Here is a 12,976-nt window from a genome sequence, read left to right as displayed (position 1 = left end):
AATTAGGAGATTATAAATGGAAACAATCAAACCAACTAAAATAGGTTCAAAAAAAATAAGCGTGAAAGAGAAATTAACAGCCCCCGGAATGGGTAAACTTTGGGCAACCTATATGGGCAACAGTATGTCTTCGCATATTTTAAGCTATTTTCTTGAACACGTTGAAGATCCAGATATAAAAAAACTGTTACAGCATGCAAAAGGTTTAACGGAAGAATTTCAAAGTAGCGTAAAAGATATTTTCAAAAAAGAAAATGTGCCGATTCCTTATGGATTTACAAAAGAAGACGTTAACCTAGGCGCTCCAAAGCTGTTTGAAGATCAATTTTACGTGCATTATTTAAAATATGTTGCTAAAGCGGGGTTAAGCATTTACAGTATTGCACTGCCGCTAATGTATAGAGAAGATGTAAAGACGCTTTTAACGTATTGTATGAAAGCAACAATGGAATTGATGGAGCAAATAAAGGCAATCTTAATGGATAAAGGATTTATTATTAAGCCGCCAATTATTCCCGCACCAGAAAAAGTGAACATCGCTACTACTCATTATTTAAGCGGGTTTATAGGAGATGTTCGACCTTTGCACGCATTAGAAATTGCTCATCTGTATGATAACATCGAGAATAATGTGACAAGCAAAGCCTTAATTTTGGCATTTAGTCAAGTTGTTAAAAGTGAAAAAATTCGTGCATTATTTGTAAAAGGCGAAGATTCCGACAAATAAAGCGGTAGAACGCTATGTTAAAAAGCTTCATCTAGATAATTTACCAGCGCCATCTTTTCTTGATCATTTAATTACTACTTCGACTTTTTCACCATTTTCCGATAAATTAATGCTGTTTCACAAAATGGATATGTTCTCAATGAAAATGAGGGCTTTTGGAAATTCGGTAGCCGTCAATGGAAGACATGATTTGGCGCTGTTATATGGAAAATCAATGACAAATATCTCGAGGTTTGTAAAAGATGCAGCGGATATTATGATGGAAAACGGCTGGATGGAAACACCACCGGCAGCCGTAGATAGAAATCATTTAAACTCCAACTAGTTACTCAACGCGTCATAAAACAACGAGAACCAGTTTAGAAACAGGTTCTCGTTATGTTGTTAAGTTAAAGGAGCAGGGTTAAAAAGACATAAATCATTATGCAGCCCCCAATAATCACTCCACGTTTTCTTATGGCCGCTTGCTATTTCTATAATTAAGTGAAAAAGTTCCCAACCCACCTCCTCAATGGTTGCCTCTCCTTGTGCTATTCTTCCTGCATCTAAATCTATTAAATCATCCCATTGCTCAGTTAATGAACTTCTAGTAGATACTTTAAGAACAGGTGCCATTGCCAGGCCATATGGAGTTCCTCTCCCTGTTGTGAAAATATGCATGTTCATCCCAGAAGCTAACTGTAATGTTCCGCATACAAAATCACTCGCCGGAGTTGCTGCATAGATTAAGCCTTTTTTAGTCGGCTTTTCTCCAGGCGATAAAACTTCGACGATTGGAGTTGTTCCTGCTTTAGCTATAGAGCCAAGTGCTTTTTCTACTACGTTTACAAGTCCGCCTTTTTTATTTCCAGGTGAAGGATTTGCACTTCTATCAGCTTCGCCTCTTTTTAAATATTGATCATACCAGCTCATTTCATTAATTAGAGATTGACCGACTTCTTCATTAATTGTTCGTGGCGTTAACAAATGAATAGCATCTCGAACTTCAGTAACTTCAGAAAATAAAACAGTAGCGCCTGCTCTTACTAGTAAATCTGCCGCATATCCAACTGCTGGATTGGCGGTAACACCGGAAAAGGCATCGCTTCCTCCACATTGTAAACCTACCGTTAAATCAGATAGGGGGCAGGTTACGCGCGTCCTATTATTTAGCTTAATTAATTTTTCCTCTGCCATCTCTATGATTGTAGCAACCATTTGCTTAAAGCCGGTCTGGTCCTGCAAACGTGTTATATTTCCTGAATCCTCCTGGGGAATCAAACGTTCAGGAAGAAGCTTTTCACACCCTAAGCCAACTACTAAAACTTCACCCCCGAAATTTGGATGGGTAGAAAGATTTTGTAATGTACGAATCGGAATGACGGCATCCGGTGCATTAATGGCAACTCCGCAGCCATAATTATGAGTTAAAGCTACTACATCATCTACATTTGGATAAGAAGGAAGAAGCTCTGTTTTGATTTTTTTAACCGCATAATCAAGTACTCCTGCTACACATTGAACACTTGTCGAAATCCCAAGTATATTTTTTGTTCCAACACTTCCATTTATATTTTTATAGCCTTCAAATGTGTAACCTTCTAAAGGAGGTAAAGGGGCAAAAACTTTAGTTTCCAAAGGCAACTTTTCTAAAATAGGAGGATCAGGCAGGGTAACATATGATTCTTTTACCCAAGTTCCCTGAGAAATTGGTGAGGAAGCAGTTCCGATAATTTCTCCATAGCGAATAATTTTGTCATCTTTCTCAAAGTTTCTTAATGAAACTTTATGCCCTTGAGGGATATATTCTTTTAACTCTAACCCAGATGGAAACACAGTTCCTTTCGGCAATCCTTTTGAGTTTACAATAGTAGCAACATTATCGTTTTCATTTACTTTGATATAAAGGGGTTTTTCCGTTTGATTGATCTGCAAAGACATGATTCATCTCTCCTTAATCGCTTTTAATTTCTTTCTAAACATGTTCATCTTTATTTATTGCAATAAGCATGCCAAGTGCTTTAACGGGTAAAAAAAGCCTTTATATCGAATAAAAGTGATGAAATATACAACAATTGTTGTACATAAAGCAACAATTGTTGTGTCAATGCGTTATAATAACTAGAATATTCTAACTAATAAGGAGGGAACGAATATGTCAAAAATTGCTTTTATTGCTCCAGATAAACAACTGTTTTTACAAGGGAGAAGAGTAATTCAAGAGTTAGGATTACAAGGAGAGGTTGAAATCTATCTTGCAAGGTTAAGTCGCGCCGTAAAACTCGCCAATAAATTAGAATCCAGTTGTGATGTTATCGTTTGCAGAGGAGGGACTGCAAGGTTAATTACTGATTCTGTAAGCAGAATTCCTCTAGTTGAAATTCCAATTACAGGACAAGATTTAGCTCAAGTCTTTTATAAAAGCAAGAAGGCAACAGGCTTAGAGAATCCTAAAGTGGCCATGCTCGCGTTTCAGAATATGAAAAATGATGTGGAAATTTTAGCAGATATTTTGGGTATCAACCTTTCTATTTATCCTCTTAATTCAGTTGAAGATATTCCAACTTGTATTGAGCAACTTTCTTCAGTAGAAACAGATATTGTTATTGGCGGAATGAAAACAACTACTTTATCGCTTAGGAAAGGCTTTAAGGCAATTCCTATTGAATCTGGAAACTCCGCTGTTAGAACAGCATTTTTAGAAGCTAAAAAGATTTCTTTAGGAAGAAAAATTGAAAAAGAGCGTTCCCAAACAGTTAAAGCCCTTATTGATTATTCTATACAAGGAATTATTAGTATTAATAGAAATAAAAAAGTAGAAGTATTTAATCATGCTGCTGAGCATTTACTAGAATTAAAAAGGCAAGAAGTGCTAGGAAAGCATATTGATGCTGCTATGCCTTTTTTGCCTATTAAAAATTGTTTTGAAGGAGAAGAGCATCTAGGTATAATCAAAAAAATCAAAAATAAAAGTTTAATATTTAATATTGCTCCAATTAAAGTGGAGAAAGACATTATTGGAGCAATGATAACTTTTCAAGATATTACAAGTATTCAAGAAATGGAAGCTAAAATTAGAGGGGAAGTACTGTCAAGAAAGTTCGAGACACGCTACACATTTTCTGATATTTTAGGACATTCTAAGCATATTTGTGAAGCCAAACGGATTGGACAGACAGTGTCTTCGGTAGATGCAACCGTTCTAATTTATGGGGAGTCTGGCACTGGGAAAGAGTTATTTGCTCAGAGTATTCATGCAGAAAGTTTGCGGAAAAACGGTCCTTTTGTTGCTGTTAATTGTGCCGCCATTCCGCCTAATTTACTGGAAAGTGAGTTATTTGGATATGTAGAAGGGGCCTTTACTGGGGCGACCAGAAAAGGAAAGCAAGGTTTGTTTGAAATGGCGCATCGAGGAACGATTTTTCTGGATGAAATCTCTGAGATGGATACATATGGACAATCGCGCTTACTTAGAGTTTTACAAGAAAAACAGGTTATGCGCTTAGGTGATAATAAATATATTCCTGTAGATGTAAGAGTTATTGCAGCAACGAACAAAAATTTATTAAAAGTCGTAGAAAAAGGCGAATTTCGAGAGGATTTACTATATAGGCTTAAGGTCTTAACTATAAATATTCCACCGCTCCGTAAAAGAAAAAATGATATTCGTTATCTTGCTCAGCATTTTTTAGTCTATTACACTAATCTCTATAAAAAGAAAAATATAGAAATTACAGAAAAAGCTTATTCACAATTAACTACCTATGAATGGAAAGGAAATGTAAGAGAATTAATGCATTTTATTGAAAGATTAGTAGTGATCAGTAAAAATAATATAGTTTCGGCTCAGGATATGAAAGAGCAGCTAAATGAAAATGTTTTTGAAACAAATTACATCGGTGAAGAAGCGGAAACTAACAATCATCTTCGATCTGAAAAAGAGCAAATTTTGCTTACTCTAAGGGAAACCCATTCCAATATATCTCAAGCAGCTAAATTGTTGGGAATTGATCGAAGTACACTTTACCGTAAGTTGAGAAACTATGAAATTGAAATAAAAAAAGCGTATAAATAGAAACAAAACACACCTCTAACAAAGAGGTGTGTTTTGTTTCTATTTTAAAATCCTTTATTTAATAATTTAAGTTTATTTATTTTATTGACAAACAATTTAATTTGTCTTACAATAAAAATGTAAAAATTATCTGAAAATTTATAGGAGGATATGCATGTGAATATTAATAGAAAAGCACCTACAGGAATTTTAGGTTTCCCCGTTGCTCCCCTTAATAACCAAGGAAAATTAGATGAAAAAGCTTTAGAAACAAATATTCAATTTTTATTAGACGAAGGATTAGAGGCTATCTTCATCGCTTGCGGTTCAGGGGAATTTCAATCCTTAAATACAAAAGAATATACAGCAATGTTAGAAGTAGCTATATCTGTCGTCAACGGAAAAGTTCCCGTTTATACAGGTGTGGGCGGTAATCTTTCTACAGCTTTAGAGTGGGCTCGTATTTCAGAGGAAAAACAGGCAGACGGCTATTTAATTTTACCTCCATACTTAATTGAAGGTGAACAAGAAGGCCTTTACAACTATCTAAAAGCAATCATTGAGCATACACATTTAAACGCAATTGTTTATCAAAGAGACAATGCCATTTTACAGTTGCCAACTTTAGAAAAACTTACAGAATTAAACCAATTAGTAGGATTAAAAGACGGATATGGAAATATGGAATTAAATATAGAATTAACCCAGTCTTTAGGGAAACGACTAAGCTGGCTAAACGGAATGCCAATGGCTGAAGTAACGATGCCAGCATACGCTCCAATTGGATTTGATTCTTATTCGTCAGCAATATCTAACTATATTCCGCATATATCAAGAATGTTTTACAATGCTTTATTAAGTCATGATCAAGAGTTACTCAGTGAACTCTACCAAAATATAATTCTTCCAATTAACGATATTCGCAAGCAAAAAAAAGGATATGCTGTGTCATTAATCAAAGCAGGGATGGAAATTATAGGTTTACCTGTTACAGATACAGTGAGGCCTCCTATCGTTTCAGTAGATAAAGAACATTACGCACAGCTCGAAAGAATTTTAACACGAGCATTTGATCAATATCCTAAATCCTCTAAACAAGTTTTATCTTAATTAATAAAATGTAAACGCTTTATAAAAAGGAGAGTTCATATGAAAATTAGTGTTCAAAACAAACAATATTTAAATTTTATTAATGGAAAAGGCGTGCCATCATCGTCTCAAGAGATAATGGAAAGTCTAAACCCAGCCAATAAGAAAGAGGCTGTAGGATATGTACAAAAATCAACTCTTGAAGATTTAAATCTAGCGGTAAAAGCAGCTAAACAAGCTCAAGAAAAATGGAAGCGTTTGTCAGGCGCAGCTCGCGGACAGTACCTTCACAAAGCTGCGGATATTATGGAAAATAGACTAGATGAAATTGCAGAATGTGCTACACGTGAAATGGGAAAAACCTTGGCTGAAACAAAAGGAGAAACAGCTCGCGGAATAGCTATTCTTCGATACTATGCGGGAGAAGGTATGAGAAAAATGGGAGATGTAATTCCTTCTACCGATGCTGAAGCATTGATGTTTACATCTCGAGTGCCGTTAGGCGTTGTTGGAGTTATCACTCCATGGAACTTTCCTATTGCTATTCCTATATGGAAAATAGCTCCGGCACTTGTCTACGGAAACACTATCATAATTAAGCCAGCTACCGAAACAGCTATTACGTGTGCTAAGATTATCGAATGTTTTGAAGAAGCAGAAATTCCAGCGGGTGTAATAAACATGATTACGGGCTCTGGATCAATCATTGGTCAAGCTATTGCTGAACATCCAGAAATTAATGCTATTACATTTACAGGATCTGATCGAGTAGGTAAACAAATTGGTCAACAGGCTTTCGTTCGAGGAGCTAAATATCAGTTAGAAATGGGGGGGAAGAACCCGGTAATTGTAGCGGCGGATGCAGATTTAGATTTAGCAGTAGAAGGTACGATCAGCGGTGCATTCCGTTCCACAGGTCAAAAATGTACTGCGACTAGTCGGGTAATTGTTCAGCATGAGGTATATGAAAAATTCAAACAAAAACTATTAGCAAAAACGAAGGAGATTACCGTTGGAGAAGGGTTAAACGAAGACACGTGGATGGGACCATGTGCAAGCGAAAATCAGTTACAGACCGTATTGTCATATATTGAAAAAGGAAAAAGTGAAGGTGCAACTCTTTTATACGGAGGACGTCAGTTGACTGACGGGGAATATGAAAATGGATTTTACGTAGAACCTACTATTTTTGAAAACGTAGAATCGCATATGACGATATCACAAGAAGAAATTTTTGGCCCGGTAATAGCATTGATGAAAGTAGAATCCATCGAGGAAGCATTAGGACTAGCTAACGATGTTCAATATGGGCTAAGTGCTTCTATTTTCACTACAAATATTTCTCATATGCTTTCTTTTATTAATGAAATGGATGCTGGGCTTATTCGAATTAACTCGGAAAGCGCAGGTGTTGAACTTCAGGCACCTTTTGGAGGCATGAAACAATCAAGTTCTCACTCTAGAGAACAAGGGGAAGCTGCTAAAGAATTTTTCACAGCTATTAAAACTGTTTTTATAAAAAGTTAAATACCTTTATTGTATTATGAACCTTTTATTCTCTTAGAAAGAAGGAAAACTCCTCCTTTCTAAGAGAGATAAACATAGAAAAAGAACAAAACAATAAGAGGGGGATGGAATAGGTGATTATGCAAGCTAAACCAAAACTGGAAGCGGGAAGCAGCAAGAAAAGCCATGTACGCTGGTTTGTCGTATTTATGCTTTTTGTTTTGACAACGATTAACTATGCAGATAGAGCGACACTGTCCATTGTAGGAGACTCTGTTCAAAAAGAATTAGGCTTAAATTCAGTTTCAATGGGGTATATTTTTTCAGCATTTGGATGGGCCTATGTAATTGGTCAGCTTCCTGGAGGTTGGTTCTTAGACAAATTCGGATCAAAGACAATCATTGCATGCAGTGTATTTTTTTGGTCTATTTTTACCTTTTTTCAAGGATTTATCGGCTTTTTTAGTGGTGGTGCTGCTATAATTATCTTATTTACGCTTCGTTTTATGGTTGGGTTAGCTGAAGCCCCTTCTTTTCCAGGAAATAGCCGTATTGTAGCGGCCTGGTTTCCAAAATCTGAACGTGGGACAGCCTCTGCGATTTTTAATTCGGCTCAGTATTTTGCACTAGTATTATTTTCGCCTATTATGGCATGGCTCACTCACAGGTTCGGCTGGCATTTTGTATTTATTATTATGGGTGTCTTAGGGGTAATCTTAGCTACTGTTTGGATGAAAGTGATCTACAGTCCAAGCAAACATCCTCGCATTACAAAAGAAGAGATAAATTATATCCAGCAGGGCGGCGGGCTCATTGATATGGATGATAAAAAAGTAGAAACAAAGAAAAATACCGGCCCGGGATGGAATCAAATTAAACAACTTCTTAAAAGCAGAATGTTGTTAGGTGTTTACATTGGGCAATATTGTATTACGACTCTCACTTATTTCTTTTTAACATGGTTTCCTGTTTATTTAGTTCAAGCACGCGGAATGTCAATTTTGGAAGCTGGATTTATTGCTTCCCTACCTGCCGTATGCGGATTTTTAGGAGGAGTGTTAGGGGGAATTGTATCTGATTTCTTTTTAAAAAGAGGTCGTTCATTAACTTTTGCACGTAAAACACCTATTGTTATTGGCATGTTGCTTTCTTGTAGCATGGTTGCTTGCAATTATGTAGATGCTGAATGGATTGTCGTAGTAATTATGTCACTTGCTTTTTTTGGAAAAGGCTTTGGAGCATTAGGATGGGCTGTTGTTGCTGACACTTCCCCTAAAGAAATAGCCGGTTTAAGCGGCGGACTTTTTAACACATTTGGAAACATTGCTTCTATTACAACACCTATTATTATTGGGTACATTGTCAATGCAACAGGCTCTTTTAATGGAGCATTGGTTTTTGTGGGCGCTAACGCTCTTGTAGCTATTCTCTGCTATCTTCTTTTAGTGGGAGAGATTAAACGAGTAGAACTAAAGAATATCCCCGCAAAGGATGAAAGTACGTTTAATATGTAAGCGGATACAATAAAACCTAAATTAGGAGTGGAAATCATGAACAATTATGTCCTTACAAATAGTGAAATTCAAAACGAAAAAAAGTCGACTACGCCTCAAATTATAGATATGCAGGTTATACCAGTGGCTGGGCATGATAGTATGCTGCTTAACCTCAGCGGTGCCCATAGTCCCTTTTTTACTCGAAATATTGTTATTTTAACAGACAGTACCGGAAGCACAGGGGTGGGAGAGGTACCTGGAGGTGAAAACATTCGTCAAACGCTTGAAGATGCGAAGACATTTGTAGTAGATCAATCAATCGGAAATTATAATAACATCTTAAATACAGTACGTAAAAAATTTGAAGATCGAGATATGGCAGGGCGAGGATTTCAAACATTCGATTTACGGACGACTATTCATGCTGTTACAGCGTTGGAGGCAGCGTTATTAGATTTAGTAGGAAAATTTCTTGATGTACCAGTTGCAGCATTATTAGGAGAAGGACAACAAAGAGAATATGTGGAAATGTTAGGTTATTTATTTTATATTGGAGATCGCAAAAAAACCGACTTGGACTATCTAAGTGGTGAAAATGAAAAAGTGGAGTGGTTCCGACTTCGTCATGAAGAAGCTCTGACTCCTGAAGCAATCGTAAAACTTGCACAGGCAGCTCATCAGCAGTATGGATTTAATGATTTTAAATTAAAAGGCGGTGTACTTCAAGGTGAGCAAGAAATAGAAGCGGTAGCAGCATTAGCTGAAAAATTCCCTGAAGCTCGAATTACCTTAGACCCCAACGGAGCTTGGTCTTTGGAAGAAGCCATTCAACTATGTAAAAATAAACATCATGTATTGGCCTATGCAGAAGACCCTTGCGGGAGCGAAAATGGATATTCAGCAAGAGAAACAATGGCGGAATTTCGGAGAGCAACTGGACTGCCAACTGCTACGAATATGATTGCTACAGACTGGCGTCAAATGGGGCACGCTATCCAGTTAAACGCTGTAGATATTCCTCTAGCAGATCCCCATTTTTGGACGATGCAAGGCTCAGTTCGTGTGGCTCAAATGTGTCATGATTGGGGTCTTACATGGGGATCACATTCAAATAATCATTTTGACATTTCACTGGCCATGTTTACTCATGTGGCTGCTGCCGCTCCTGGAAAAATAACGGCTATTGATACGCACTGGATTTGGCAAGATGGTCAGCGATTGACAAAAGATCCTTTTAAAATTGAGGGAGGAAGAGTAGCAGTACCTAAAAAACCAGGACTTGGCATAGAGGTGGATTTAGAACGAATCGAGCAAGCACATCAGCTATATAAGAAAATGCAATTAGGAGCACGTGATGATTCAAAAGCTATGCAGTATTTAATTAAAAATTGGAGCTTTGATAATAAACGTCCTTGTCTGGTACGTTAAAAATTTTTTCAAAAATAATTATTTATAGGGTGCTTTTAGCTCGAACAGTTCTACGTCTTTGTTCGAGCTTCTGTTTTTATAATAACGAGCAGTTTAATACATACTCCTATGTAGATAAGAAATAAAAATAGTTAAGAAGTAGTGGTTGGTAATACATAAAAAAATGCTATATGATATAATTAGTCTTACAAATAAACAATATTCAGAAAAGGGTGGATGAAGATGAGTGGTTCGACGAAAAAAGTGTCATTTGAATCCGTTAATCGTAATACGCTAGCAAAACAAGTAGTCGATCGTATTATTCAGTTATTGGTCAGCGGGCAATTAAAGCCAGGAGATAAGCTGCCAACTGAAATGGAGTTATTAGACGTACTGAATGTAAGCCGCCCTGTATTGAGAGAAGCCTTGAGTGCATTAGAAGTACTTGGTGTAATTACACGAAAAACCCGTGGAGGTACGTATTTTAATAACAAAATAGGAGCACATCCTTTTTCCGTTATGTTAGCGTTATCAATAGATAATTTACCTGCGGTAGTGGAAGCGCGCATGGCACTAGAACTGGGCTTAGTAACCATGGCCGCGGAAAAAATAAACGATGATCAATTAAGACAGTTAAAAGAAACGATCGAAGACATAAAAAAGAGTGCAGATAACAATTACGGTGCAGCGGATAAGGAGTTCCATCGAATTATTGCTGTTAGCGCTGATAATCCAGTGGTAGAAGGTATGATTAATTCCTTACTCTTCACTCACGAAAAAACAGATAGGGAAATTACCTTTAGAGAACCAGAACTTACTGTAGAACATCATACTGCTATTTATAATGCGTTAGCTAATCATGACCCCGATGATGCATTCAAGAAAATGTATCATCATCTTAAATATGTGCGTGATAAAGTTCTTAAACAATATAATCCTAATAAATAAAAAAACACACAAAGCAGATGTAAAGAATTTGTTTTGTGTGTTTTTTTATGAAAGTATACATATGCATAAAGTAAGAAAGGGCATTTCTATTCTATAGAAGTGCTTTTTTGCTCTGTTATATATTATGTCTACTAAACTGGTATTCATTGTAGCTTAATATTTATGTGTATAAAAAACGCTATTTATTTGCTGCTCATTATTTTATAGAAATTACTATACATTTATAAGAGATTAAAAAGAAATTAAAGAAATTATAAACATTGCTAAAACTTATATGGACAAAAGCCTTCTGCTGACTGAGGTTATAGGGAATGAAGCAATCAAAAAAACTGCAGATTACTACAAGAATTTTCACGAAAAAATATAGGATTTTTTTATAACAGCTATATTTTCTACGCAGTCGATCGGAAAATAACGTTTATTTATTGTATTTTTTGTTCATTTAGTTGATTTTTTTCATGAAAACGAAAATCATTATCATTTAAAGAGATTTATTATAGCTGAGAGACAAATATGTTTTAGTAAGTTAAAGAGAAAAGAAGAGTAGGAGGGAAATAGAGTAGAGATGAGGAAAAAAAGGCATAACAAAAAAGAGTATTATAGAGCGTTAATTTTTGCCTGATAATACCCGTTGGCAATTTTGCGGATATACGTAAAGAAGTTTGACTCCATTTCATGCACAAGAGGGCGAAATGCATCCATACTTTCTTCTATGTAAGTTTGTTGTAGGTAACGCTGAACGGACGTTAATGATTTTTCGATTATATCTAAACCGAACTCATGCACAATGGAATGAATATCTTCTTTTTTAATAGAATAATGGCCAAAAGATTTAAAGAAATTCTTAAACTGAGCAAATGCATGCTCTCCACGGATTTTTTCGATTTCTTTTTGTTTTTTACTATCATGAGCACCAGTTAAATTGAAACTTAAAATAAAACCATCCTTGATTTTTTCAATAATCGATTTTCTTGGCTGCTTTTCTTCTAATAATGTTTTGACACAATCATCTTTTTCTAGTACATCGATACGGAAAATTTTACTTAATTTACTAGCCATTTCTTTAATAGCAGCTTTATAGCCAATGTATTTCGGAAGAATGTGTTTTACCTCGGTGTAAGATAAAAGGGCTTCTGAATCTTTCTTTACGTTTACATCAGATTCGTATACATACAAAGCACGTAAAGCCAGGCGCAGCATGTTAATATTTTTGATAGCCAGCAATTGATAAATCACTTCCATTGAAACAGAAGTGTAACCACCTTTTGAAGTATATGTATTGTGATCTTTATCAAGCATTTCCGGAGTATATGATATGTTTTGAGCATCAGCAGCTTCTTTTATATGTAAATCTAAAAAATCCTCTAAATAGTTGTTTAAAGAAACTTGAATATAGTCTCCCCATAAACGATCCCAGCGAATGATGTCATAGTCTTCTAAAAGCTTATTATTATTTTGAACGGTCCGAACGGAACATTGGATTGTATTAGCCAGTTCTTGCTCAGAAATAATTGAAATATGACCTTGGCTGTTACATTTGGCTACGTAAGCTAAAATTTGCTTCATCAGAGAACCCGTCCACTTTATGTCTACAAAGTTTTTTGCTAGACCAAATGAATGTTTTTCATAGTAATAGCTGTTGTCTCGTTTCGTCTCTCTATTTAAACCGCTCATGACAATCAGCAGCTTGTTTGCTATCAGAGTGTGCCGTTTTAGTGCCAGCTTTTGTATACTCATGTAGTTACCTCCTTTCCAAAACTATATACGTCA

At 36.0% G+C, this 12,976-nt stretch carries 8 protein-coding genes and 1 pseudogene; 7 read left to right on the top strand and 2 right to left on the bottom strand.

The annotated features are described in order from the left end of the window. Positions 1-16: 16 nt before the first annotated feature. Positions 17-1,052: pseudogene (locus tag ACXAE4_RS18470) on the top strand (DUF3231 family protein). Between the two features lie 59 nt (positions 1,053-1,111). On the opposite strand, the gene garD reads toward ACXAE4_RS18470, so the two are convergent. Continuing rightward, positions 1,112-2,647 carry a galactarate dehydratase gene (gene garD / locus ACXAE4_RS18465; protein WP_154989009.1) on the bottom strand — a complete coding sequence of 512 codons (1,536 nt, stop codon included), beginning with the start codon at positions 2,645-2,647 and terminating at the stop codon, positions 1,112-1,114. 214 nt (positions 2,648-2,861) lie between these two features. Here garD and ACXAE4_RS18460 point away from each other — a divergent pair, with 214 nt between their 5' ends. The 6 genes from ACXAE4_RS18460 (at position 2,862) to ACXAE4_RS18435 (ending at position 11,206) form a co-directional block, all read left to right on the top strand. Continuing rightward, positions 2,862-4,781, top strand: coding sequence for a sigma 54-interacting transcriptional regulator (locus tag ACXAE4_RS18460; RefSeq protein ID WP_475236581.1), 1,920 nt, complete (start codon positions 2,862-2,864; stop codon positions 4,779-4,781). 150 nt (positions 4,782-4,931) lie between these two features. Further along, on the top strand, positions 4,932-5,870 hold the full coding sequence (gene kdgD, locus ACXAE4_RS18455) for a 5-dehydro-4-deoxyglucarate dehydratase (protein ID WP_434738970.1): 939 nt from the start codon (positions 4,932-4,934) through the stop codon (positions 5,868-5,870). A gap of 39 nt (positions 5,871-5,909) precedes the next feature. After that, positions 5,910-7,376, top strand: coding sequence for an alpha-ketoglutaric semialdehyde dehydrogenase GucD (gene gucD, locus ACXAE4_RS18450; protein ID WP_154989004.1), 1,467 nt, complete (start codon positions 5,910-5,912; stop codon positions 7,374-7,376). 119 nt (positions 7,377-7,495) lie between these two features. Next, positions 7,496-8,869, top strand: coding sequence for an MFS transporter (locus tag ACXAE4_RS18445; RefSeq protein WP_154989606.1), 1,374 nt, complete (start codon positions 7,496-7,498; stop codon positions 8,867-8,869). A gap of 36 nt (positions 8,870-8,905) precedes the next feature. After that, on the top strand, positions 8,906-10,279 hold the full coding sequence (gene gudD, locus ACXAE4_RS18440; RefSeq protein WP_154989002.1) for a glucarate dehydratase: 1,374 nt from the start codon (positions 8,906-8,908) through the stop codon (positions 10,277-10,279). A 222-nt stretch (positions 10,280-10,501) separates the two neighbouring features. Then, the gene (locus ACXAE4_RS18435; protein ID WP_154989000.1) at positions 10,502-11,206 is read left to right on the top strand and encodes a FadR/GntR family transcriptional regulator; all 705 of its coding nucleotides are present in this window, start codon (positions 10,502-10,504) and stop codon (positions 11,204-11,206) included. A gap of 597 nt (positions 11,207-11,803) precedes the next feature. On the opposite strand, the gene ACXAE4_RS18430 is transcribed toward ACXAE4_RS18435, so the two are convergent. Beyond that, positions 11,804-12,943 carry a hypothetical protein gene (locus ACXAE4_RS18430; protein WP_034264556.1) on the bottom strand — a complete coding sequence of 380 codons (1,140 nt, stop codon included), beginning with the start codon at positions 12,941-12,943 and terminating at the stop codon, positions 11,804-11,806. Positions 12,944-12,976 lie beyond the last annotated feature (33 nt).

It is taken from the genome of Priestia sp. ABM2_011 (assembly GCF_056158845.1).
The sequence above is the reverse complement of the archived record's forward strand: the minus strand, read 5'-3'. Positions and strand labels throughout refer to the sequence as shown.